This is a genomic window from Sinorhizobium sp. P24N7 (genome assembly GCF_042436655.1).
GTDB classification, from domain to species: Bacteria; Pseudomonadota; Alphaproteobacteria; order Rhizobiales; family Rhizobiaceae; genus Sinorhizobium; species Sinorhizobium meliloti_A.
Genome location: NZ_JBHMIW010000013.1, coordinates 105665 through 129397, shown reverse-complemented (window position 1 = coordinate 129397; position 23733 = coordinate 105665). Strand labels below are relative to the sequence as shown.

Annotated in this window: 20 protein-coding genes; 19 read left to right on the top strand and 1 reads right to left on the bottom strand. The window is 62.3% G+C overall.

Annotated elements, in window-relative coordinates; all coding sequences use genetic code 11:
• Positions 1–72: 72 nt before the first annotated feature.
• From rpsB to lpxB, 13 genes are all read left to right on the top strand, one after another.
• A complete protein-coding gene (rpsB, locus tag ACFHWW_RS22510; RefSeq protein WP_003534993.1) occupies positions 73–840 on the top strand; it encodes a 30S ribosomal protein S2 in 768 nt (255 codons plus the stop codon).
• Positions 841–1091: 251 nt separating this feature from the next.
• Entirely contained in the window at positions 1092–2015 is a 924-nt protein-coding gene (gene tsf, locus ACFHWW_RS22505) for a translation elongation factor Ts (protein ID WP_275598015.1), read from the top strand.
• A 183-nt stretch (positions 2016–2198) separates the two neighbouring features.
• The gene (gene pyrH / locus ACFHWW_RS22500; RefSeq protein ID WP_018097759.1) at positions 2199–2921 is read left to right on the top strand and encodes a UMP kinase; all 723 of its coding nucleotides are present in this window, start codon (positions 2199–2201) and stop codon (positions 2919–2921) included.
• Positions 2922–2972: 51 nt separating this feature from the next.
• On the top strand, positions 2973–3533 hold the full coding sequence (gene frr / locus ACFHWW_RS22495) for a ribosome recycling factor (protein ID WP_003534987.1): 561 nt from the start codon (positions 2973–2975) through the stop codon (positions 3531–3533).
• A 36-nt stretch (positions 3534–3569) separates the two neighbouring features.
• Positions 3570–4313, top strand: coding sequence for an isoprenyl transferase (locus tag ACFHWW_RS22490; RefSeq protein ID WP_100673905.1), 744 nt, complete (start codon positions 3570–3572; stop codon positions 4311–4313).
• Positions 4313–5146 carry a phosphatidate cytidylyltransferase gene (locus ACFHWW_RS22485; RefSeq protein ID WP_100673904.1) on the top strand — a complete coding sequence of 278 codons (834 nt, stop codon included), beginning with the start codon at positions 4313–4315 and terminating at the stop codon, positions 5144–5146. The genes ACFHWW_RS22490 and ACFHWW_RS22485 overlap by 1 nt, the downstream gene beginning before the upstream one ends.
• A gap of 129 nt (positions 5147–5275) precedes the next feature.
• Complete coding sequence (gene rseP / locus ACFHWW_RS22480) at positions 5276–6400, top strand: RIP metalloprotease RseP (RefSeq protein ID WP_100673903.1); 1125 nt, start codon at positions 5276–5278, stop codon at positions 6398–6400.
• 247 nt (positions 6401–6647) lie between these two features.
• Positions 6648–8981, top strand: a complete 2334-nt coding sequence (bamA, locus tag ACFHWW_RS22475; protein WP_018097755.1) for an outer membrane protein assembly factor BamA — start codon at positions 6648–6650, stop codon at positions 8979–8981.
• Positions 8982–9025: 44 nt separating this feature from the next.
• Entirely contained in the window at positions 9026–10090 is a 1065-nt protein-coding gene (lpxD, locus tag ACFHWW_RS22470) for a UDP-3-O-(3-hydroxymyristoyl)glucosamine N-acyltransferase (RefSeq protein ID WP_018097754.1), read from the top strand.
• Entirely contained in the window at positions 10083–10547 is a 465-nt protein-coding gene (fabZ, locus tag ACFHWW_RS22465) for a 3-hydroxyacyl-ACP dehydratase FabZ (protein ID WP_010969260.1), read from the top strand. Before lpxD ends, fabZ begins: the two co-directional genes overlap by 8 nt.
• Positions 10544–11362: an acyl-ACP--UDP-N-acetylglucosamine O-acyltransferase gene (gene lpxA / locus ACFHWW_RS22460; protein ID WP_275600056.1), complete on the top strand. Its 819-nt coding sequence runs from the start codon at positions 10544–10546 to the stop codon at positions 11360–11362. Before fabZ ends, lpxA begins: the two co-directional genes overlap by 4 nt.
• On the top strand, positions 11362–12249 hold the full coding sequence (locus tag ACFHWW_RS22455; protein WP_275598012.1) for an LpxI family protein: 888 nt from the start codon (positions 11362–11364) through the stop codon (positions 12247–12249). Before lpxA ends, ACFHWW_RS22455 begins: the two co-directional genes overlap by 1 nt.
• Positions 12246–13415, top strand: a complete 1170-nt coding sequence (gene lpxB / locus ACFHWW_RS22450; RefSeq protein WP_275598011.1) for a lipid-A-disaccharide synthase — start codon at positions 12246–12248, stop codon at positions 13413–13415. The genes ACFHWW_RS22455 and lpxB overlap by 4 nt, the downstream gene beginning before the upstream one ends.
• Before the next feature lie 162 nt (positions 13416–13577).
• Here the strand turns inward: lpxB and gltA are convergent, their stop codons facing one another.
• Positions 13578–14867 (bottom strand): citrate synthase, encoded by a 1290-nt coding sequence (gene gltA / locus ACFHWW_RS22445; RefSeq protein ID WP_003537363.1) that lies wholly within the window; start codon positions 14865–14867, stop codon positions 13578–13580.
• 305 nt (positions 14868–15172) lie between these two features.
• Between gltA and ACFHWW_RS22440 the strand changes: the two genes are divergently transcribed.
• From ACFHWW_RS22440 to ACFHWW_RS22415, 6 genes are all read left to right on the top strand, one after another.
• A complete protein-coding gene (locus ACFHWW_RS22440; RefSeq protein WP_379940894.1) occupies positions 15173–17581 on the top strand; it encodes a ComEC/Rec2 family competence protein in 2409 nt (802 codons plus the stop codon).
• Between the two features lie 221 nt (positions 17582–17802).
• On the top strand, positions 17803–18780 hold the full coding sequence (gene exbB / locus ACFHWW_RS22435) for a tonB-system energizer ExbB (protein ID WP_379940892.1): 978 nt from the start codon (positions 17803–17805) through the stop codon (positions 18778–18780).
• A 6-nt stretch (positions 18781–18786) separates the two neighbouring features.
• A complete protein-coding gene (gene exbD / locus ACFHWW_RS22430) occupies positions 18787–19212 on the top strand; it encodes a TonB system transport protein ExbD (protein WP_018097747.1) in 426 nt (141 codons plus the stop codon).
• A gap of 306 nt (positions 19213–19518) precedes the next feature.
• Entirely contained in the window at positions 19519–20178 is a 660-nt protein-coding gene (locus ACFHWW_RS22425; protein WP_275598009.1) for a protein-L-isoaspartate O-methyltransferase, read from the top strand.
• A 276-nt stretch (positions 20179–20454) separates the two neighbouring features.
• On the top strand, positions 20455–21828 hold the full coding sequence (gene tolC / locus ACFHWW_RS22420) for an outer membrane channel protein TolC (RefSeq protein WP_275598008.1): 1374 nt from the start codon (positions 20455–20457) through the stop codon (positions 21826–21828).
• A gap of 1032 nt (positions 21829–22860) precedes the next feature.
• A complete protein-coding gene (locus ACFHWW_RS22415; RefSeq protein WP_275598007.1) occupies positions 22861–23613 on the top strand; it encodes a PopZ family protein in 753 nt (250 codons plus the stop codon).
• Positions 23614–23733 lie beyond the last annotated feature (120 nt).

The following is a 23733-nucleotide window of genomic DNA, read 5'->3' as shown; positions in this document are numbered from 1 at the left end:
CGTTCCGCCGGTGGGCGCATTGCGGTGCGCTCGACGCCTTGCGGAGGTTCAACCGGAAAAGGAGACAAAGGCATGGCATTGCCTGATTTCACTATGCGCCAGCTTCTCGAGGCGGGCGTCCACTTCGGTCACCAGACGCACCGCTGGAACCCGAAGATGAAGCCGTACATCTTCGGCGACCGTAACAACGTTCACATTATCGATCTCGCCCAGACCGTACCGATGCTGTCGCGCGCCCTGCAGGTCGTCAGCGACACCGTCGCCAGCGGCGGCCGCGTGCTTTTCGTCGGCACCAAGCGCCAGGCGTCCGAGATCATCGCGGACGCTGCGAAGCGTTCCGCCCAGTACTACGTCAATGCCCGCTGGCTCGGCGGCATGATGACGAACTGGAAGACGATCTCCAACTCGATCCAGCGCCTGCGCAAGCTCGATGAAATCCTGGCTTCGGAAGCTTCCGGCTTCACGAAGAAGGAGCGCCTGAACCTCGAGCGCGAGCGCGAGAAGCTCAACCGCGCACTCGGCGGTATCCGCGATATGGGCGGTACCCCGGATCTGATGTTCATCATCGACACCAACAAGGAATCGATCGCCATCGACGAAGCCAAGCGTCTTGGCATTCCGGTCGTTGCCGTCATCGACTCCAATTGCGATCCGGACCAGATCGACTACGCGATCCCGGGCAACGACGACGCATCGCGCGCTATCGCCCTTTACTGCGATCTCATCGCCCGCGCCGCCATTGACGGTATCGCCCGTCAGCAGGGCGCCTCTGGCCGCGATCTCGGCGCATCCGAAGAGGTTCCGGTCGAGCCGGCTCTCGAGGAAGCGTCCGAAGCCTGATCGGCCCGACCGGCAGACCAAGCGCTGCCGTACGCATGAAATATCGGGACGAGGCCGTTTGTGATGTAGAATCTGAACGGCCTTGTTCTTTATCAGCCGGAAATGGCCCGGCCGATCGCGCGCGGTGAGCCCGCGAACATCGCTAAAGTGGCTTCATCACGATGTCACACAGAAAGGCCATTTCCTGCCAAACCTTCTGGCACTGCGCCAATCCCGGTCGGCGCGCCAGCAAACAGACAAGAGGCACAAAGATGACTGTTACCGCCGCAATGGTGAAGGAGCTGCGCGAAAAGACCGGCGCAGGTATGATGGACTGCAAGAAGGCGCTTGCCGAGACCAATGGCGACATGGAAGCCGCCATCGACTGGCTGCGCGCCAAGGGCATCGCCAAGGCTGACAAGAAGTCCGGCCGCACTGCTGCCGAAGGCCTCATCGGCATTGCCAGCTCCGGCACCAAGGCCGTCGTCGTCGAAATCAACTCCGAGACCGACTTCGTTGCCCGCAACGACGCCTTTCAGGAGCTGGTTCGCGGTGTCGCCAATGTCGCCCTCGGCACCGACGGCAGCGTTGCAGCCGTCTCCAAGGCGACCTATCCGGCGACGGGCAAGTCCGTTGAAGATACGATCAAGGACGCCATCGCCACGATCGGCGAGAACATGACGCTGCGCCGCTCGGCACTGCTCGAGGTCGAGGATGGCGTCGTCGCGACCTATGTGCACAATGCCGCAGGCGACGGCATCGGCAAGCTCGGCGTGCTCGTCGCGTTGAAGTCGACCGGCGACAAGGAAGCTCTGAACGCGATCGGCCGGCAGGTTGCCATGCACGTCGCCGCGACCAACCCGCTCGCGGTCCGTTCGAGCGAAATCGACCCGGCGGTCGCCGAGCGCGAGCGCAACGTCTTCATCGAGCAATCGCGCGCTTCCGGCAAGCCGGACAACATCATCGAGAAGATGGTCGATGGCCGCATGCGCAAGTTCTTCGAGGAAGTCGCCCTTCTGTCGCAGGCCTTCGTCATGAACCCTGATCTGACGGTGGAAGCCGCGATCAAGGAAGCGGAAAAGTCCGTCGGCGCGCCGATCGAAGTTGCCGGCATTGCCCGTCTCCTGCTCGGCGAAGGCGTCGAAAAGGAAGAGAGCGATTTCGCGGCAGAGGTGGCAGCCGCCGCGAAGGGTTGATTTCTTCACCTCGAATGGGAAAACGTTGGGGCATCGCGTGACAACGCGGTGCCCTTCGTGTATCCGGCTCCAGTCGATGCGTAGGACCCGCCGGAGCGGTTGATACCACGCAGCGGAATTTGCCTTTACGCCGGTGTGCGCCAGATGCCTGCACACGCGCGCCGATCTATTTCAGGAGTGACGATGTCGGCCAAGCCAATCTACAAGCGCGTTCTTCTCAAAGCCTCCGGTGAAGCGCTTATGGGAAGCCAGGGGTTCGGCATCGATGTTGCCGTAGCCGACCGGATTGCCTCCGATATCGCGGAAGCGAGAGCGATGGGTGTCGAAGTCGGCGTCGTCGTCGGCGGCGGCAACATCTTCCGCGGTGTCGCTGTCGCGTCCAAGGGCGGCGACCGTGTAACCGGCGACCACATGGGAATGCTGGCGACGGTCATCAACGCACTTGCGCTGGCGACGTCGCTGCGCAAGCTCGATATCGACACCGTCGTCCTGTCGGCCATCGCCATGCCGGAAATCTGCGAGAGCTTCTCGCAGCGCGCGACGCTTTATCATCTTTCGCTCGGGCGTGTCGTGATATTCGCCGGCGGCACGGGCAATCCGTTCTTCACGACGGATTCGGCTGCGGCGCTTCGTGCGGCGGAGATGGGCGCCGAGGCGATCTTCAAGGGAACACAGGTCGACGGCATCTATTCCGCGGATCCGAAGAAGGACCCCTCGGCCACCCGCTTCGACCGCCTGACCCATAGCGAGGTTCTCGAAAAAGGCCTCGCAGTCATGGATGTTGCCGCCGTGGCGCTTGCGCGGGAGAATGCCATTCCGATCGTCGTCTTTTCCATCCACGAGAAGGGCGGCTTCACGGAGATATTGACGGGTGGCGGCCGTGCCACCATCGTGACCGATAATTGACAAGCTGCTGGGGCCCGCAAGGGCTGCTGATAAGAACGGGAGTCTTGAACCATGAGTGAAGGTGTGGATCTGAAGGAACTCAAGCGTCGGATGGACGGGGCGATCGCTGCTTTCAAGCACGACATCGCGTCGCTGCGGACCGGTCGCGCTTCGGCGAACGTACTCGATCCGGTGACCGTCGAAGCCTACGGTTCTCGCATGCCGCTGAACCAGGTGGCAAACATCACGGTTCCGGAGTCGCGGATGCTCTCGGTTTCGGTGTGGGACAAGTCCATGGTCGGGGCCGTGGAGCGGGCAATCCGGGAGTCCAATCTGGGGCTCAACCCGATCGTCGACGGGCAGAACCTGCGCATTCCGCTCCCGGAACTGAACGAGGAGCGCCGCAAATCGCTGGTCAAGGTCGCCCACGACTATGCCGAAAAAAGCAAGGTCGCCGTCCGCCACGTTCGCCGTGACGGTATGGACGACCTGAAAAAAGCCGAAAAGGACGGCGAGATCGGCCAGGACGAGAGCCGTGCTCAGTCCGAGCGGGTCCAAAAAATGACCGATGACGTAATTTCCGAAATCGACCGCTTGCTCGCGGAGAAGGAAAAGGAAATCATGCAGGTCTGACCTGCGGATAGGTGAGTCTCTTTGTCCGGACAACCCATGCAAGAATTCAATCCCGCAAACGTACCGGCTCACGTCGCCATCATCATGGACGGCAACGGTCGTTGGGCGAATGCGCGTGGACTGCCCCGTACCATGGGCCACCGCAAGGGCGTTGAGGCGGTCCGCGGGGCGGTAAGGACGGCGGCGGAGATCGGTATCCGTTACCTGACCCTGTTCGCATTCTCGTCGGAGAACTGGAACAGGCCGGAAAACGAGGTCAGCGACCTCATGGGCCTGCTCAAGGCTTTCATCCGACGGGATCTCGCCGATCTCCACCGTGAGAACGTCCGCATCCGGGTCATCGGCGACCGATCGAATCTGAGCGGCGATATCCTGCCTCTGCTCATCGAAGCGGAGGAGACGACGGTCGCGAACACCGGCATCACGGTGGTCATCGCGTTCAATTACGGCGCCAGAGACGAGCTGGCGAGAGCCATGCGCCGCCTGGCGGGGGACGTGGCCGCCGGTCGTCTGCGGCCGGAAGAGATTACCGCGGAACGGATATCCTCGACGATCGATACGGCGGGCATTCCAGATCCCGATCTCATCATCCGGACGAGCGGCGAGGAGCGTCTCTCCAATTTTCTCCTTTGGCAGGGGGCCTACTCCGAATTGCTGTTCATTCCGGACCTCTGGCCGGATTTCACGCGCGAGACATTCTTTGCGGCGATCGAACAATATGCCTGCCGCGAGCGCCGATTCGGCGGACTGACCCAACCGACTTTGGCGGTCGGCTCCTGATGCAGGCCGAACTCAAACTTCGTATCGCCTCCGGGGTGGTTCTTGCTGCGGTGGTTCTTGCTGCAACCTGGATCGGCGGCTTTGCCTTCCAGCTTCTCTCCGTCGCGATCGGCCTGCTCGTCTATTACGAGTGGTCCACCATCACGAAGCTCCCCGAGCGGGACTTTCAGGGCAATGCCCTCGGCTGGCTGGCGCAGGCGGTGATCGCCGGTCTGGTCCTCCTCGGTTATATGCATGTCAGCCTCCCGGGGCTTGCCCTCTGTGTGCTCGCGGCAGCGCTTTGGGTGGCGATAAAGGGAACCAGCTGGTGGCTACCGGGCGGGATCGTCTATGCGGGTCTGACGAGCATTTCGCTCGCGGCGATCCGCGGAGCGGACTATCTCGGTCTGATGGCGATGCTGTTCGTGTTCGCCGTCGTATGGGCAACGGATATTTTCGCCTACTTCACGGGGCGGGCGATCGGCGGGCCAAAGCTGGCGCCCGCAATCTCGCCGGGCAAGACCTGGTCGGGCGCGATCGGCGGGGCGATTTTCGGCGTTCTTGCGGGTGTCGCCGTTTTCATGGCTCACTTTGCCCTCGAGGACCTGCGCATTCCCGTCATCGCGCTGGTCCTGTCCGTCGCAAGCCAGACAGGCGATCTGTTCGAGTCCTTCGTCAAGCGCCGGTTCGGCGTCAAGGATTCGAGCAGGCTGATCCCGGGTCACGGCGGCGTCATGGACCGGGTGGACGGGCTGATATTCGCCTGCATTGCCGCACTGGCTCTGGTGCTTGGGCAGTTCTTGCTGGCGGGCGGCCGGGAAGTCTCTTTCGGCGCGATTCTGCTGGGTCTTTGAAGACTGCCGGTGTAGTCCTTATATCGGGCTCGAAGCGGGACTATCCTGCGGCGGTCCGACCATGGCGTCACGGCCCCGACCTTGCAATTTGAACTGGCGGACGTGGCAACGGACGCGTTAGGAATGACTATGAGCCTGCTGCTTGACAATCTCCAGTACACGATCCCCACCTTCCTGTTTCTCCTGACGTTGCTGGTCTTCGTTCACGAGATGGGACATTACCTGGTTGGGCGCTGGTCGGGCATCCGCATCCTGGCCTTTTCCGTCGGCTTCGGACCCGAGCTCTTCGGCTGGACCGATCGCCACGGCACCCGCTGGAAATTCTGCGCGATCCCGCTTGGCGGCTACGTGAAGTTTTTCGGCGACGAGGATGCGGCGAGCACGCCCGACTACCGGCGGCTGGAGATGATCGCGCCCGAAGAACGGGGCCGCACATTCCTGGGTGCAAAGCTATGGAAGCGCGCCGCGACGGTCGCGGCCGGTCCCATCGCGAATTTTCTACTGGCGATTGCGATCTTCGCCGTCCTCTTCTCCATCTACGGCCGTGCCGTCGCCGATCCCGTCGTCGCTTTCGTGGCGCCGGACAGCGCTGCGGAAAAGGCGGGTGTTCTGCCTGGAGACCGGCTGCTTTCGATCGACGGAAAGCCGATCAGCACCTTCGACGACGTGCGCCGCTATGTCAGCGTCCGTCCCGAGCTTCCGATCACCGTCCGGATCGAGCGCGATGGCGCTGCGATCGACCTGCCAATGGTGCCCCAGCGCACCGAATCCGTCGACCCGCTCGGCAACAAGATGGAGGAGGGCAAGATCGGGATCGGTACGAACCAGGAGGCCGGCAATTTCCGGGTCGAGACCTACGGACCTCTCGAAGCGGTGGGGCAAGGGGCACTGCAGAGCTGGCGGATCGTAACGGGCACGCTCGACTATCTTTCGAATCTCTTTGTCGGCCGGATGAGCGCCGATCAGGTCGGCGGACCGATCCGCATCGCCCAGATGTCCGGTCAGATGGCGAAGCTCGGTATTGCCGAGGTGCTGAATTTCGCGGCCGTCCTTTCGGTTTCCATTGGATTGCTCAACCTGATGCCCGTGCCGGTGCTTGATGGCGGTCATCTGATGTTCTATGCGGTCGAAGCGCTGCGCGGCAGGCCGGTCGGTCCCGCCGCACAGGATCTCGCATTCCGTATCGGCTTTGCCATGGTGCTCATGCTGACGGTTTTTGCGGCCTGGAACGATATCAACTGGCTCTTCGGATAGAGCGGAGCCTTGGGCGGGAGCGGACATCGTTAAGGATTCGGAGAGCGAGGGAGTTTAGCCGGCTGCTCGATAACGGTTTGTTTACGATAATAAGAGGCCGTAGTGGCTGTTAAGCCACGGTTGGAATTGAAGTAAACAGAAATTAACGAGCTGACTTGCTTGTATGGGAAAAGCGGTTAAAACGGCAACCGTGACCGGAGTCGGCACGAAACTGCCGCGGGACGTTGGGAAAAGGTAAGATTTTGACATGAAAGCTGGTTCAAGGTTTTTGAACGCGGTGTCGGCGTTTGCTCTGTCAGCAAGCATGGTCGCCACGGGTACCGGGGTAGGACTTGTTGCTGGTACCTCAGTCGCGCAAGCCGCGGTCATCAATCGGGTTGAGGTGCGTGGGGCAACGCGCGTCAGCGCGGAAACCGTTCGCGCCAACATCACGATCGTTCCCGGCAAGAGCTTCAGCAATGCCGATATCGACGCATCCGTGAAGCGGCTCTATGCCACCGGCTATTTCTCCGATGTCAGCATCACGGTTTCCGGCGGATCGCTTGTCGTTTCCGTCAGCGAGAATCAGCTCGTCAACCAAGTCGTCTTCAACGGCAACCGCAAGATCAAGGATGACAAGCTCCAGGGTGTCGTTCGTACCCAGCCGCTCGGTCCCTATAGCGAGGCGACCGTCGAAACCGACATTCAGGCCATCAAGGACGCCTATGCCGCCATCGGCCGCAGCGACGTGACCGTGACGACCCAGGTCGTTCCGATTGCCGAAGGGCGTGTCAACCTGGCCTTCGTCATCAATGAAGGCGAACGCACGAAGATCACGCAGATCAACTTCGTAGGCAACGAGGCCTATAGCGACGGCCGTCTGCAGTCGGTGATTGCGACCAAGGAATCGGGCATCTTCTCGTTCCTCACGCGCAAGGACGTCTACAATCCGGATAAGCTGCGGGCCGACGAGGAATTGCTGCGGCAGTTCTACTACAACCGCGGCTATGCCGATTTTCAGGTGGTCTCGTCCGAAGCGGCGCTCAATGAGGCGACCAACGAATACACGGTAACGATCACGGTTGAGGAAGGTCCTCGATACGACTTCGGTTCGGTGAACATCGAATCGACCGTCGAAGGCATCGACGCCGAGGAACTGAGAGGGCTCGTTCAGAGCCGCGAAGGCACGGTCTACAAGGCCAAGGACATTCAGAACACGATGAGCGAGATTTCGAAGCGCGTCGCGTCGGAGGGTTATCCCTTTGCGCGCGTCACGCCGCGCGGCAATCGCGATCTCGCCAATCACACGATCGCCGTCGACTATCTCGTGGACCAGGGCGAGCGGGCCTATGTCGAGCGCATCGAGATTCGCGGCAACACCCGGACGCGTGACTACGTAATTCGTCGCGAGTTCGACGTCGGCGAGGGCGATGCCTTCAACCAGGAAATGGTTGCGCGCGCCAAGCGCCGCCTGGAAGCGCTCGGCTATTTCTCGTCGGTCAACATCTCGACGCAGCCGGGCAGCGCGGCTGACCGTGTGGTCATCGTCGTCGACGTGCAGGATCAGTCGACCGGCTCGTTCGGCATCGGCGCCGGCTATTCCGCCGGCGACGGCGGCGGCTTCCTCGTCGAAGCTTCGATCGAAGAAAAGAACTTCCTTGGCCGCGGCCAGTATATTCGTCTTGCCGCCGGTAAGGGCGAAGACAGCCAGACCTACAATGTTTCGTTCACCGAGCCCTATTTCCTCGGCTATCGTCTCGCGGCGGGCTTCGACCTCTTCAAGAACGAAAACGACTTCGATGACGACAACTACAGCTACAACGATCAGGGATTCAGCCTGCGCGTGACTGCGCCGATCACGGAAAACCTGTCGACGACGCTGCGCTACAACTACACGGAGCTCGAATATTTCGGCGACGAGGACGAGCTTTCCTCTCCTTATGTTCGCGCAATCGAGGACGGCCCCTGGACGCGTTCCTCCGTCTCCCAGTCGATCACCTACAACACGCTCGACGATGCGCAACTGCCGCACGAGGGCATTCTCGCTTCGGTCACCCAGGAGTTTGCAGGTCTTGGCGGTACGTCGGACTTCTACAAGCTGACGGGTAAGGCCAAATGGTACTATACGCTGCACGACGAGGCCGACATCATCGGCTCGATCTCCGGCAGCGCCGGCCAGCTGTTCAAGACGTCCGGTTCGCTTGAAGTCTTCGACCAGTTCCAGCTGACCAGCAACGATATCCGCGGCTTCGAGCGCAACGGTATCGGTCCGCGGGCAAACAACGGCGATGCCCTTGGCGGCACGACCTATTTCACGGCGTCTGCGGAAGCGACGTTCCCGCTGCCGGGCCTTCCGCGTGACAGCGGCTTCCGCGGTGCATTGTTCGTCGACGCGGGCACGCTCTACAACAATGAGTTGGAGCTGACCGGAGCCGGTGAATCGGTGCGCGGCAACGACGCTTCGCTGCGTGCGTCGGTCGGCGTCAGCCTTATCTGGGCTTCGCCTTTCGGTCCGCTGCGTGTGGATTATGCCGTGCCGGTTGCGAAGGAAGACTTCGACGAGGTCCAGAACTTCAAGTTCGGTATCAACTCGTCGTTCTGATAGAGAGCAGTCCAGAACTGCCAGAGAATCGTTCTGGAGTGTCCATGGAACAGAATTGGTTTTTTCCGCCCCATCAGGGGATTCGTCTGGGCGACCTCGCGAATCAGATTGGGGCGGAGTTGCTGGATATTGCCGCCGCCGATCGCACCGTGCGTTCGGTCGCGCCGGTCTATCGCGCCAAGCCGGGCGACATCTGTTACATGCTGTCGCGCAAGAATCGCGAAGAGTTGCAGAGCTGCCGTGCCGCCGCGATCATCTGCGACAAGGCCATTTCGTCGCTTGTTCCCGATACGATACCCGTGCTGCTGACATCGAAACCGCACACGGCCTTCGCCCTTGCCGGCACCTTGCTTCACGAAAGGGCCATGCGCCCTTCCTATAATACGAGCGAGAGGGGCGTAGCGGCGGGAGCCTTCATCGATCCGACGGCGCGCCTCGAGGCGGGCGTCGAGGTCGAGCCGATGGCTGTGATCGGAGCCGGCGTCGAGATTGGAAGCGGAACGCGCATCGCAGCGGGAGCAATGATCGGACCGGGCGTGCGGATCGGCCGCGATTGCACCATTTCGGCCGGTGCAAGCATCCTTTGTGCGCTGGTCGGCAACAACGTCATCATTCATCCGGGCGCACGCATCGGTCAGGACGGATTCGGCTATGCACCGGGCCCGAAGGGCGGAATGATCAAGATCGTCCAGGTCGGGCGGGTGATCATCCAGGATCACGTGGAGATCGGCGCGAACACGACGATCGATCGCGGCACGATGGATGACACCGTGATCGGCGAGGGGACGAAAATCGACAATCTGGTTCAGATCGGCCATAACGTCCGCATCGGTCGTTACTGCGGCATCGTCAGCCAGGTCGGCATCGCCGGCAGCACGCAGATCGGCGACGGGGTCATGATCGGCGGAGGCGTCGGGGTCAACGGGCATATCACCATTGGAGACGGAGCGCAGATCGCTGCGATGAGTGGCGTGGCGAGCGATGTGCCGGCCGGCGAGCGCTATGGCGGAATTCCGGCGCGACCGATGCGGGATTTCCTGCGCGATGTGGCCGAAATGGCCCTGCGGTCGAGCGAGAGGCAGAAGAAGAAGGGTGGCAAGGATGAATGAGGCTGCAACGGTCCTCGGCACGGCGGACATACAGGAAATCCTGAGGCTTCTTCCCCATCGTTATCCCTTCCTGCTCGTGGACCGCATTATCGAGATCGATGACGACAATTCGGCCATCGGGATCAAGAACGTGACGGCCAACGAGCCGCATTTCACCGGGCACTTTCCCGAGAAGCCGATCATGCCGGGCGTTCTTCTGATCGAAGGCATGGCACAGACGGCCGGCGCGATCTGTGCGCGCAAGACGGGAATCGGCAGCAATCTCGTGTATTTCATGACGATCGACAATGCCCGCTTCCGCAAGCCCGTCGTGCCAGGCGACCGGGTGGAGTTCCATGTGGTGAAGCAGAAGCAGCGCGGCAATATCTGGAAGTTTCACTGTGATGCAAAAGTTGACGGGCAACTCGTCGCGGAAGCTGATATCGGCGCGATGATTGTCAGCAAGGAAGACGCCTGAGAATGATAGCATCAAGTGCGAAGATCCACCCGTCCTCGGCCATCGAGAGCGGTGCGGTAATCGGCGAAAACGTGAAGATCGGCCCGTTCTGCCATATCGGGCCGAATGTCGTTCTTGCAGATGACGTCGAAATTCTGAGTCACGTCGCGGTCATCGGTCATACGAGCGTCGGCAAGGGCTCGAAGATCTTTCCGGGTGCTGTCATCGGCGGCGACTCGCAGAGCGTCCACCACAGCGCCTTGAATACGAAACTGGTGATCGGCGAAAACTGTACCATCCGCGAAGGCGTGACCATGAATACGGGTACGGTGGAGCACGGCGGCGCGACCATCATCGGCAACAACAACCTGTTCCTGGCCTATTCGCACGTGGCGCATGACTGCCGCCTCGGCAACAATATCATCCTTTCCAACAATGTCATGCTTGCGGGGCACGTCACCGTCGAGGATCGAGCCATACTCGGGGGTGGCTCGGCGGTTCACCAGTTTACCCGCATCGGGCGTCAGGCCTTCATCGGTGGCCTGTCGGCGGTGAGCTATGACGTCATTCCCTATGGAATGCTCAACGGCAACCCCGGCATTTTGAGCGGCCTTAACGTGGTCGGGATGACCCGTGCGGGGATCGAGCGTGCGGCGATTCATCGCGTCCGGCGGTGCTACAAGCAGATATTCGAGGGAGACGGCTCGATTCGCGCGAACGCAGCCGCTATCCGCAACGAATATCTCGATTGCGCGCCGGCTATCGAGATCCTGGATTTCATTGCCGCGGAGAGCGACCGCGCGCTGTCGTCGCCGAATCGCGGCGCCAAGGGCTGATGGCGGTGGCGATTCATCGCCTGCCGCATTCCAAAGGCAGGCTCGCCATCATCGCCGGCGCCGGAACGCTTCCCCATCACGTGGCCGAGGCAGCGCGCTTCCAGGGCGAAGACCCGTTCATCATTGCGCTTTCGCGTGAGGCGGATACCGATTGGACCGGCTTCGACCATGTCGTTTGCGCAATCGGAGACTTTGCCGCGATCAGCCGCACTTTCGAGACCGAGGGAATCGACCGGGTCGTCCTTTCCGGTGCGGTGCGGCGGCGGCCGGAGTGGCGCGATATCCGTCCTACGCTGAAGACGCTGGCCAAGGTGCCGCGGGTTTTCCGCACCTTGATATCCGGCGGGGACGACGCCGTGCTGCGCATGGTGATCGAATTGATCGAGGCGAGCGGCGCCCATGTGATCGGCGCGCACGAGGTCGTTCCGGGGCTTCTTGCCGATACCGGTCCGCTCGGCGCCCATGCCCCGACGGACGAAGATCGGCGTGACATCGAAGCCGGCATCGCCGCAGCCAACGCGCTGGGTGCGCTCGATGTCGGCCAGGGCGCCGTTGCGGTCGGCGGCAGGGTCGTGGCGCTGGAGGGGGCGGAAGGGACGGACGCCATGTTGGCGAGAGTGGCCGGTCTCAGGAAAGACGGACGGATTTCAATTCGTCGTCGCGGCGTCCTCGTCAAGCTCTGCAAGCCGCAACAGGACGAGCGGGCGGATCTGCCCTCGATCGGTCCGTCGACGGTCGCAGGAGCGCATGCTGCCGGCCTCGCGGGCATCGCCGTGGAGGCAGGACGCGCGCTGGTTCTCGATCGCGCGCGTCTCGTGGAGGAAGCCGACAGGAGCGGGCTGTTCGTTCTCGGTATCGAGCGCGATTGCCGCAAGGACCGGAGATGACAGGCGGACCCTACAGGCTGGCGGTTATCGCCGGAGAAGTTTCCGGAGACCTGCTCGGCGCCGACCTGGTGCGGGCATTGCGTGACCGTCTAGACGGTCCGCTCGAACTCGTGGGCGTTGGCGGCGAGGGGCTGGAAGCCGAAGGGCTCCGGTCGCTTTTCGACTATTCCGAACTGTCGATCATGGGTTTCTCGCAGGTTCTGGCGAACCTGCCGAAGCTTCTGTTGCGGATTGGGCAGACCGCCCGCGCGATCGCCGCTGCGCGTCCGGATGCTCTGTTGATCATCGACAGCCCGGACTTCACCCACCGCGTGGCGCAACGCGTCCGCGCCGCATTGCCCGACTTGCCGGTGATCGACTATGTCTGCCCGAGCGTCTGGGCGTGGAAGCCGGAGCGGGCGCCGCGCATGCGGGCTTATGTGGATCACGTGCTCGCGGTTTTACCGTTCGAGCCGGAAGCGATGGGGAAGCTCGGCGGTCCGCCGACGACCTATGTCGGGCATCGGCTCGCATCTGACGGCAATGTTCTCGCGGTCCGGGAGCGCCAACGACTGAGACGGCAGATGCAGGATCGGCGCGAGCCGAAGGCCTGCCTCCTGCTGCCCGGATCGCGCGGGAGCGAGGTCAGCCGCCTGCTTCCGATCTTCCGCGAAGCGGCCGAAGAGCTCGCGGAGCGGCACGAAGGCATTCGGTTCCTCTTGCCGACCGTGCCGCGCCAGGAAGACCGTGTGAGGGCGTTGACGGCCTCCTGGCGGGTTCAGCCCGAGATAAGCGTAACCGCCGACAGGAAATGGGAGGCTTTTGCCCAAGCCGACGCGGCCATTGCCGCCTCGGGTACGGTGATCCTCGAACTGGCGCTCGCCGGAGTTCCGGTCGTCTCTACCTATTCTGCCGACTGGATCGTCAGCCTCCTGCATTCCCGCATTCGGATATGGACCGCGGCGCTTCCGAACCTCATCGCGGATTTTCCGGTCGTGCCCGAATATTTCAACAAGTCGATCCGCCCGGCCGTTCTGACGCGCTGGTTCGAACGGCTTTCGAGCGATACGGCGCAACGCCGTGCGATGCTCGACGGCTTCGCCCTCGTTCAACAGCGAATGGAAACGAACCGTCCGCCCGGTGAAAAGGCGGCGGATATCGTTCTCGCTTGCCTTCGAGCGGGATGAGGGGAGGCGAGTGCTTGCAACCGATGTGGGTCGCCGGGCCAAGCCCCGAGGATGACGGAAGCCTCGCCACAGTCTCTGCAAACCCTGCCACCTGTCATCCTCGGGAACAAGCCCGAGGATGAGGGTTGGCGCAATGGGCTTTTTGCCGAGTTCGTCCGCCGTTCACCGCTTCGAGATCGGCACGTAGTCGCGCAGCGGCGCGCCGACATAGAGCTGGCGCGGACGGCCGATGCGCTGTTCCGGATCTTCGATCATCTCGTTCCATTGAGCGATCCAGCCGACGGTGCGGGCGAGCGCGAAGAGCACCGTGAACATCGTGGTGGGGAAGCCCAGTGCCTTCAGCGTGATGCCGGAGTAGAAGTCGATGTTCGGGTAGAGCTTCTTCTCGATGAAGTACTCGTCCGTCAGGGCGATGCGTTCGAGCTCCATCGCGACTTCCAGGAGCGGGTCGTCCTTGTGGCCGAGCTCGGCGAGAACCTCATGCGTCGTCTTCTGCATGATCTTCGCGCGCGGATCGTAGTTCTTGTAGACCCGGTGGCCGAAGCCCATCAGACGGAACGGATCGTTCTTGTCCTTGGCCTTGGCGATATATTCCGGAATGCGGTCGACCGTGCCGATTTCGGCGAGCATGTTGAGCGCCGCCTCGTTGGCGCCGCCATGGGCAGGTCCCCAAAGGCAGGCGATACCGGCAGCGATACAGGCGAACGGGTTGGCACCCGACGAGCCGGCGAGGCGAACGGTCGAGGTCGATGCGTTCTGCTCATGGTCGGCGTGGAGGATGAAGATCCGGTCCATGGCGCGCGCCAGAACCGGGTTCACGACATATTCCTCGCAAGGCACGGCGAAACACATGCGCAGGAAGTTCGAGGCGTAGTCGAGATCGTTCTTCGGATAAACGAAGGGCTGGCCGATATGGTACTTGTAGGCCATCGCGGCGATCGTCGGCATCTTGGCGATCATGCGCAGCGACGCGACCATCCGCTGATGCGGATCGGTGATATCGGTCGAGTCGTGGTAGAAGGCGGAAAGGGCGCCGACGCAGCCGCACATGACGGCCATCGGATGGGCATCGCGGCGGAAGCCGGTGAAAAACCGCGACATCTGCTCATGGACCATGGTGTGGTGCGTGACGCGATAATCGAAATCGGCCTTCTGAGCCTTTGTCGGCAGTTCGCCGTAGAGAAGCAGGTAGCAGACTTCGAGAAAGTCGCCGTGCTCTGCCAGTTGCTCGATTGGAAATCCGCGGTGAAGCAGGACGCCCTCGTCGCCATCGATATAGGTGATCTTCGATTCACACGATGCCGTGGAGGTAAAGCCCGGATCGTAGGTGAACATCGTCGTTTGCTTGTAGAGCGAGCCGATGTCCACGACATCCGGACCGATTGATCCCGATCGCACCGGCAGGTCCGCGGACTTTCCGCCGAATGTTACTGTCGCGCTTTTTTCTGACATGGGACCCTCCGTTTTTGTGACATCGTGGCATAGCTCTGTGCCGCGAATTTGAGCGTTGCGAATTTGCTATATGATTTATTTTCGACTGCCAAGCAGTACCAAAGGCAAACTTGTGCGATGCGAAAACGCATATGGCAACGCAACAAACGCATGTTACGGCAATTCGTTCGAAGAGATCAATGATCGCTAAGCTGATAATGCGGTACCATTCTATCTAGTCTGCCTCTTTTTTGAGCATCAGCCTTCGAGTTGCAAGATTGCGCGGTTGGCTGCAGGATCGAGAAAACAGGCGCGGGCGGAGCGGAATGGGGGAGAGCGGGGCACGAGCGGTTGTGCGCGATGGGGAGCGCAGCGCGTGGCCCCGGAGCGAGGGCACGCGGGTTCTCACCGGCGATTTGCCCGCCATCGGCTCCGGCCGCCGGGCGCCTGCGGGCTGGCATGCGGCAAACATTCGCCATCGGATAGGCTCGGCGGCCACGGCGGTTTCCCTCGGCATAGGCGCTGCAGTTGCGGAAGAGCAGGAATACGGCCACGGCTTCGTCCTGATCCCGGTCATGCTTGCGCTTGGCTCGCTTGCATGGCTCGCAGTGCCCGAATCCGTCGGAATTGCCAAACTTGCAGCGCTGCTTTGCGTTTTCGGCATATCTGCGGTGCTTTGCCGGGGGGACCTGCGAACCTGGCGGCCGCTGGTGATCGCGCCCGCTCTCTTTACCACGGGCATGCTGCTAGCCGCGGCCGAAACAGCGAGGCTGGATACGGTCATTCTCGACACGCCCGTGACGACGACCGTTCGCGGAACGGTCCTCACCCGGGATCCCGACGACAGGGGACGCTGGCGTTATCTCGTTCGCATACAAGAAACATCCGGCCCGCGGCTGCGCCGGGCGCCGGAAAGGGCGACGCTGCTGGCGCGGAGCCGCCACGAACCGTTTCCGGTCGGAGCTATCATTGAAGGCAAGGCGCGTTTGTCGCCGCCCTCCGGGCCGGCTCTCCCGGGTCTCAACGACTTCGCGTTCGGATCCTACTTCAAAGGCGTAGGCGCGGTCGGGTATTTCTATGGCGCCCCGCGAGCGCCGGTGGATGCCGGCGCTGTCACCGGTCGGTCCGAAGCCTCGCTGCCGGCGAAAGCGGCCGCATATCTGGCACTGATCCGCGAAGTGATCGGCAATCGCATCCGGACAGCGATCGGCGGCGATACCGGTGCGATCGCTGCGGCGCTCGTGACCGGCGAGGAGCGCGCGATCAGCCGCGAGGCCGTCGAGATGCTGCGCGCCGCGGGCCTGTCGCATGTCCTGGCGATCTCGGGACTCAACATGGTGCTGGCGGCGGGCACGTTTCTCATCGGCGCCCGGACTCTGTTGAGCTTCGTTCCGGGGTTGGCGGAAAGAGCTTCCGTCAAGAAGATCGCTGCCGTCGGCGCTCTTCTCATGGTGTTCTTCTATATTCTGATTTCCGGAGGTGCGGTCTCAGCGCTCAGATCCTGGATCATGATTTCGATCATGCTCGTCGCATTGTTCTTCGACCGCGTCTCGATCAGCCTGCGCAACGTGGCGCTTGCCGCGCTCATCATCCTTGCCTGGACGCCGTCGGCGGTAGCCGGACCCGGGTTCCAAATGTCCTTTGCGGCGACGCTGGCCCTCGTTGCGAGCTATTCCCGCTGGCGCGACCACAGGAGAAAGGATCCCGAAACCTCGAAGAAGCGGGGGAGCGTGGGGGTCGTGTCCGGCCTCGCCATCGGTACTGTCGCCACCTCCGTCATCGGCGGCCTGGCGACGGCGGTTTACGCGGCTGCCCATTTCAACCGGCTCCCCGGTTACGGGCTGGCCGCAAACGTTCTCACGACGCCTCTGATCAGCGTGCTGATCATGCCTTTCGCGCTGTTCGCGATGCTGCTTATGCCCTTCGGGCTCGAATATTATCCCCTCGTGGTCATGGGGCAGGGGCTGGACTGGATGCTGGCCGTCGCGAGATATGTCGCATCGCTCGACGGGGAGTGGATGACCGGCCGCATGGGCGACGCGCCGTTCTTCCTTATCGCATTCGGCGGCATCCTGGTCTGCGTTCTGAGAACGCGGCTGGCGCTCGTCGGCGCGGGGCTGATCGCTCTGGGTATATGCGCGATCGCGCTCGAGCCGCGGAAGGAGCGCCCATCGATCGCGATATCGGAGGATGCGCAATTGGTCGGCCTGATCGCCGCGGATGCAATCGCGACCAATCGGAGCCGTCCGCCGGAGTTCATCTTCTCGCAATGGCAGCGCGCACTTGCGATCGCGGAACATAAGGCACCGCTCGACCTTCAGGCGGAGCCGGACACCGCCGTCGAGACAGCAGCCTTCCTGACCTCGGCCCAGCCCGGCGTCTTCGCCTGCAGAAAGGGAATAGGGTGCGCCGGGCGCAGCCGCGAGGGATGGACAGTGGCTGTTATCGAAAAGGCCGAATCGCTCTCCTTCCTGTGCGGTCGCGCCGATCTGGTCGTCGTCGCCAGCCGCCGGCCGTCCGCAGCCTGCCCGTCCGGCGGTTCGCTGGTCATAAGCGCCGAAACGCTGCGGCGGACGGGGGCGGTCGAGATCCATGCCGAGCAGCAGGAACGACCGGGCGTGCCGCCACGCATGCGCGTCGTCACGTCGTTCTCCTCCACCGAGCGCCCCTGGCAGCGTCATCGCCGCTACGACTGGCGCACCGGCAGTTTTTTGCTGCAGGGTTCACCGCCCTGACGACCGCGCGTTCCTCATCGCCCATCTGTCGTGATATTCTTGATTATCGTACTCCACAATCTTGTCATCCCGCCATTGTTTGTCGTAAAGAGCGTTGCGAAAGCGCTTCACCGACAGGGGCGGGCGCGAGCGGCCGCGGTTTGCATCCCGCGCCTACCTGATTGTTGAAATCGATTGCAGGCCCGTGACGCTCGGGCGAATACGGAAAAACGAGGAACGAGATGTCTGATCGGATCCGGCCGAAATTGAACATGTTGCTGGCGGCAACGCTGACTGTTTTCCTTGCCGGCCCGGTCGCGACCGGCCTCGCGCAGACCGCACAACAGCCCTCGTCCGTTTCGGTCGACGCGCAGCCGCCGGCGACAGACCTTCCCGGCGGCGATAGTCCGGGCGTGCCACCGGCGCCGGCCGAGGCAGCGGTGGGCGACGCAACGGCGGGGGGAGCAAATCCCGTGCTTCCGCACGATCTTTCGCCGGTCGGCATGTTTCTCGCTGCCGACATCGTCGTAAAGGCGGTGATGGTCGCTCTGGCGCTCGCCTCCGTCGCCACCTGGGCGATCTTCCTCGTGAAGACGCTGGAGCTCATATATGCCAAGTCACGCCTCAAGCGCGCCGTGGCGGCCCTCGTTTCCGCGAATGGTCTCGCCGACGTGCAGCCAAAGCTCGAGCGCCGCGCTGGCGTGGCTGGGGAGATGATTGCCGCAGCGGTCGACGAAATGACGCGCTCGGACGCCGTTCTGGACCTTGCGCCGGCAGTAGGTGTCAAGGAACGCGTCTCCTCTCTGCTCACGCGTATCGAAGTTCGCGCCGGCAAAAGGATGAGTGCCGGTACCGGGATCCTGGCGTCCATCGGGTCAGTCGGTCCATTCGTCGGCCTCTTCGGTACCGTCTGGGGAATCATGAATTCCTTCATCGGCATCAGCAAGGCGCAGACGACCAACCTCGCCATCGTTGCGCCGGGCATCGCCGAGGCGCTGCTGGCGACTGCGATCGGTCTCGTCGCGGCAATACCGGCGGTGGTGATCTACAACTATTTTGCCCGGTCCGTCGGGGGGTACAAGCTCATCCTGGCAGATGCGGCGGCGGCCGTCGAAAGACTGGTAAGCCGCGATCTCGATCATCGCCACGCCCGCAGAGCGCCGCCGCGCCGCCAGGACGGCTTCGTTCACGGCCCCGACTCGATCGCCAGAATCGGATAAGCGAAAATGGCTGGAAGAATTTCCGAGAGCGGCGGCGATCTCGACGAGAACAGCGAGATCAACGTCACCCCCTTCATCGACGTCATGCTCGTGCTGCTCATCATCTTCATGGTGGCTGCGCCGCTCGCGACGGTCGACATGAAGGTCGACCTGCCGCAATCCGTCGCAAAGCCGACGCCGCGCGACGACAAACCGGTCTTCGTGACGTTGAAAGCCGACCTCACGCTTGCCATCGGCAATGAAGAGGCGCCTCGCGAAGCCTTCGTTTCCGAGCTGAACCGGATAACCGGCGGCAACACGGATACGCGCGTGCTTCTGCGCGCCGATCGCCTGGTCGACTACGGCGAACTGATGACGGTGATGAACCTCATTCAGAATGCCGGCTACGGCAAGATCGCACTCGTCGGCCTGGAGGCCGCTCCCGCCCGCTAGCGGTTTTCCGTCCGCATCCTCGTCTCGGCAGGTTCCTGATAGCCCGGCCGCCAGTTCCGATGTGGGCTGGCGGTGCCTTTTTGCGTGCACGGAGACGCAGTCGCTTGAAACCGGCCGTGCGGCGATCTATGAGCTTTATGAATGTGTCCGAAAGCGCGGAGCGGTTTCGGACCGACGACAGGCACAGAGACAACAACCTGAGGCGCGACGCATCAATACGGCGCTTCGCGCTTCAGGCAACGGGCTAGCGGCCGCCGAACGCACGATCTTCCCGGCGCCGCGCCCATTCCGACACGAGGCAATATCATGAATTTCGAAGCAGCCCGCATCAAGATGGTGGACAATCAGATCCGGACCACGGATGTGACCTCCCATTCAGTCCTGTCTGCTTTCCTGTCGGTCCCGCGTGAGGAGTTCGTGCCTGCCAAGATGCGGGAGCTGGCCTATATCGACACCGATATCGAGCTCGTCGGCGGTCCCCAGCCGCGTTACCTGATGGAGCCGTCGCCGCTGGCGAAACTTCTCCAGCTTGCGGAGATCTCCAACTCGGATCTGGTCCTCGAAATCGGCTGCGGGACAGGTTACGCCTCTGCCTTGCTGTCGCTTCTCGCCGGTTCCGTCGTGGCGCTGGAGAGCGACGAAGCCCTGGCCGCCACGGCCACGGAGACGCTGGCACGCCTCGGCTACGATAATATCGCCGTGGTGAGCGGCGATCTCACCAAGGGGTACGCGGCGGAGGCGCCCTATGACGTCATCTTCATCAACGGTGCCGTCGAGATGATCCCTGCCGAGCTGTTCGAGCAGCTTCGCGACGGAGGCCGGCTCGTGGTCGTGGAAGGTTTTGGTAACGCATCTCGTGCGAAACTTTACGTGCGCGAATCGGGCATGACGTCGGAGCGAGCTGACTTCAACACCGCCGTGAAGCCGCTTCCCGGCTTCCGCCGCAACCGTTCTTTTGTTTTTTGATGTGCCTCTTATTGAGGTAGCTCAACATATGAGTGTTGAAGCGAAAACTGCAATGTTGCCAATCGGCAACGTATTATTTGTTTCTTTTTGAAATGGCCGTGCAGAGGGTCGGTGCGCAGTTGTCGTAGACCCGAATCCGGAGTTCAAAAGAGCCTGGAAGCGGTGATTTGCCCGCCATGGGTGGCGCGGGGCTTCACTGCAGTGTTTGTGCAGGCCGCCAAAGGGCCTGCTGAAAAATGCGGGGTGGCGACGCTGCCCCGATTGATCGGAGGGAAGATGGTGTCGATTGTCCGCAAAGCAGCCTTGTGGGCGGCTGTCTCGACCAGTGTGCTGCTCGCGCCCCACGCCGTTCTCGCGGAGACGATTTTCGGGGCGATGGCCAAGGCCTATGCGAACAACCCGGATCTCAACGCCGCTCGCGCCGGGCTGCGCGCGACCGATGAAGGGGTTCCGATTGCGAAGGCCGGCTACCGGCCGCAGGTTTCCGCGTCGGCGACTGGGACGCTCTCACGGGTCGACGCCGAACGGACCGGCACCCGCGACTTTCATTCCGGACAGGTCGGGATTTCCATCACGCAGACGATCTTCGATGGATTTCAGACCCTGAACAATGTCAGGGCGGCCGAAGCGGAGGTGTTTTCGAGCCGCGAGACGCTGAAGGCCAATGAGATCCAGATTCTTCTTTCGGCCGCGCAATCCTATGCGAACATAGCCCGCGATCAGCAGGTCGTTTCCATTCGTCGTCAGAACCTCGCCTTCCTTCGGGAACAGTTGAGCGCCGCACAGGCCCGCCTCGATGTGGGCGAAGGCACGCGGACGGATGTGAGCCAGGCGGAAGCCGAACTCGCCAACGCCCAGTCGCTGCTCGTTGCTGCAATCGCGCAGCTGAAACAGAGCGAAGCGGTCTATGTGCAGATCGTCGGCGCAGCGCCGACCGGCATCAGACAGCCTGGACCGGCCACGAAGGCCATGCCGAGGTCCCTCGATCAGGCCGTGGCGACGGGGCTGCGCGAGAACCCGCGAATCCTGGCGGCGCAATATGCCGTCGATTCGGCCGGTTACCAGGTGAAATCGGCGGAAGGCACGATGCTGCCGGGCGTCGTTCTCCAGGGTGCCGTGAGCCGTAACACCGGTAATGCCGGTAATCTGGGACTTGATGACACGACGGCGAGCGTCACTGCTCGGCTCGAAGTTCCGATCTATCAGGGCGGTGCGGAATACGGCCAGATTCGCCAGGCCAAGGAAATTCTGGGGCAGCAACGGATCCTCGTCGACTCCGAGCGGGCCTCGGTGCAGCAGACCGTCGTATCGGCGCATGCGCAGCTCGAATCGGCACTTGCCCGAATCAAGGCCAGCCGGTCGCAGATCTCCGCAGCGAATCTCGCGCTCGAAGGCGTGATCGAAGAGCGCAAGGTCGGTCAGCGCACTACGCTGGACGTGCTCGACGCGCAGCAGGACGTGCTGGACGCGCAGGAGTCGCTGGCGGGCGCGCAACGCGATGCGGTGGTTGCAAGCTATGCCTTGCTCGCCGCAATGGGCCACCTGACAGTCAGGAGCCAGGGCCTGCAGGTGGCCGAATATCGGGCCGAGGAACATTACGAGGCCGTCAAGGACAAGTGGTTCGGCCTGCGCACCGTCGACGGGCGCTAGACGGCCCTTAGCCAATTCGACACGAAACGCCGCGTCCCCGAGGGTCGCGGCGTTTTGTGCTAAGGCCTGTTGAGATACGGGACATTCGCCGCGTTTTGTTTGATTTCCTCATTCCCGTGCTTGTCACAGGAATCCAGCCAGACTAAGTCTTTGGGCTGTAAAGACTTTTCGCGCGCCGCAGACGCGGCGCTGCTGGATCCCTGTGACAAGCACAGGGATGAGGCGGAGAGGGTGCGGCCCCTCGGCGTAAGACGTAACCTTTCATTGCGTCACAGGCTGATCATTCCTCGCAATTCGCAAGCGAAAGTTGTAGCAGCCGCACATCCGGCCCTCATTCCTGTGCTCGTCACAGGAATCCAGCCAGCCCAAGTCCTTGGGCTGAAAGAACTCTTCCCGCGCCGCAGACGCGACGCAGCTGGATCCCTGTGACGAGCACAGGGATGAGGTGGAGAGGGTGCGGTCCCCTCGGCGCGTTGGATAAACCGTGAAGATATCGAGGCGGCGCGGAAGGTCGCCGGTCACGCCCGTGTACAGCGTCCCGTCCGGCTTCGCACATCCCCGGTCCCTCATTCCTTTGCTCGTCACAGGAATCCAGCCAGCCCAAGTCCTTGGGCTGAAAGGACTCTTCCCGCGCCGCAGACGCGGCGCTGCTGGATCCCTGTGACGAGCACAAGGATGGGGACGGAGAGGGTGCGGCCCCTCGGCGCGCTTCATAAACCGTGAAGATATCGAGGCGGCGCGGAAGTTCGCCGGTCACGCCCGTGGACAGTGTCCCGTCCCGCTTCGCACATCCCCGTCCTCATTCCTGTGACGCGCACAGGGATGGGGAAATCAAACAAGCGGCGGGTGGCCCGAATCTCAACGGGCTTTAGGGCGCAAGTGCCATTGCCCCTGCCGAAAAAAACAAATCTGTGCAAGAATTTACCGAGCTGATTCGCGGCGTTTGTTTCGTCGGCGAACTCACTTAAGGTTTGTTCGAATCGGCACACGGAGCGGCTTTTCCGTGTTCGTCCGCAGCAAACGGGGATTGAAATGGCGCAGCTCAACGTCGCACGTGAACCTTCGATGGATGAGATTCTGGCATCCATTCGCAAGATCATCGAGAGTAACGAGCCTGGTCCGGCCGGAACCTCCGCGCAGCAGAGCTTCGAGGACGGCGCCCGCGACGATGTCGAACTGTCGATGGATCCGGAGGTCGAAGCGGATGCGTTCGGATCCGCCGACGACCAATTCTCCTCGGTCAGGACGTCACCATCGGCGGTCGATAACCGTACCGACGCGCCGGTAGCGTCGTCTGCACCGCTTTCGCTTGCCGATGTCGCGGCAAGGGTGAGGGCCGCTTCGGAGCGGCAGGCGGTGCATACGGTTCCGAGGGATCAAGCAGGAGGCGAGGAGGCGCGGTCGCCAGCGGACAGTCCGGCGATGATATCCCGCATCGCTGCGTTTCCCTCTTCGGCCATCCCGGCGAGTGCGGCAGCGGACGCCGGGTCGGCTCCTGTGGCCGGGGATGTGTCGGCGGCCGCGCATGCGGCCTCGGACGAGGCAACGGAGCCGGAAGGCACGCCTGGAACGATCGTTTCCCCGGCTGTCAGCCGTCAGGTTGCGCGCGCTTTCGACGAATTGGCACATGCCGTCGAGAACGGACCCCGGCGTTCCTTCGACGAGATCGCCGAGGCGATGCTGCGTCCGATGTTGCAGGAATGGCTGGACGACAACTTGCCGACATTGGTCGAAAGACTGGTGCGCGAGGAAATCGAGCGCGTGGCACGCGGGCCCCGGCGCTGACGTAAACGGTAGACGTGCCCGACTTGCGTCTGCCGCCCGTGGACGATTTCAGGAAACTCGCCGAGCTCTTTTCCCCAGTAGCGCATTCGAACCTGCGCACGTCCGGACAGAAAAGCGTTA

Coding starts and splice junctions, on each gene's coding strand:
- gltA (WP_003537363.1), bottom strand. CDS start 14,867: ATGTCAGAAAAAAGCGCGACAGTAACATTCGGCGGAAAGTCCGCGGAC.
- lpxB (WP_275598011.1), top strand. CDS start 12,246: ATGACAGGCGGACCCTACAGGCTGGCGGTTATCGCCGGAGAAGTTTCC.
- ACFHWW_RS22425 (WP_275598009.1), top strand. CDS start 19,519: ATGAATTTCGAAGCAGCCCGCATCAAGATGGTGGACAATCAGATCCGG.
- pyrH (WP_018097759.1), top strand. CDS start 2,199: ATGTCGGCCAAGCCAATCTACAAGCGCGTTCTTCTCAAAGCCTCCGGT.
- ACFHWW_RS22490 (WP_100673905.1), top strand. CDS start 3,570: ATGCAAGAATTCAATCCCGCAAACGTACCGGCTCACGTCGCCATCATC.
- exbB (WP_379940892.1), top strand. CDS start 17,803: ATGTCTGATCGGATCCGGCCGAAATTGAACATGTTGCTGGCGGCAACG.
- tolC (WP_275598008.1), top strand. CDS start 20,455: ATGGTGTCGATTGTCCGCAAAGCAGCCTTGTGGGCGGCTGTCTCGACC.
- ACFHWW_RS22485 (WP_100673904.1), top strand. CDS start 4,313: ATGCAGGCCGAACTCAAACTTCGTATCGCCTCCGGGGTGGTTCTTGCT.
- tsf (WP_275598015.1), top strand. CDS start 1,092: ATGACTGTTACCGCCGCAATGGTGAAGGAGCTGCGCGAAAAGACCGGC.
- ACFHWW_RS22440 (WP_379940894.1), top strand. CDS start 15,173: ATGGGGGAGAGCGGGGCACGAGCGGTTGTGCGCGATGGGGAGCGCAGC.
- bamA (WP_018097755.1), top strand. CDS start 6,648: ATGAAAGCTGGTTCAAGGTTTTTGAACGCGGTGTCGGCGTTTGCTCTG.
- ACFHWW_RS22455 (WP_275598012.1), top strand. CDS start 11,362: ATGGCGGTGGCGATTCATCGCCTGCCGCATTCCAAAGGCAGGCTCGCC.
- rpsB (WP_003534993.1), top strand. CDS start 73: ATGGCATTGCCTGATTTCACTATGCGCCAGCTTCTCGAGGCGGGCGTC.
- fabZ (WP_010969260.1), top strand. CDS start 10,083: ATGAATGAGGCTGCAACGGTCCTCGGCACGGCGGACATACAGGAAATC.
- exbD (WP_018097747.1), top strand. CDS start 18,787: ATGGCTGGAAGAATTTCCGAGAGCGGCGGCGATCTCGACGAGAACAGC.
- frr (WP_003534987.1), top strand. CDS start 2,973: ATGAGTGAAGGTGTGGATCTGAAGGAACTCAAGCGTCGGATGGACGGG.
- ACFHWW_RS22415 (WP_275598007.1), top strand. CDS start 22,861: ATGGCGCAGCTCAACGTCGCACGTGAACCTTCGATGGATGAGATTCTG.
- rseP (WP_100673903.1), top strand. CDS start 5,276: ATGAGCCTGCTGCTTGACAATCTCCAGTACACGATCCCCACCTTCCTG.
- lpxD (WP_018097754.1), top strand. CDS start 9,026: ATGGAACAGAATTGGTTTTTTCCGCCCCATCAGGGGATTCGTCTGGGC.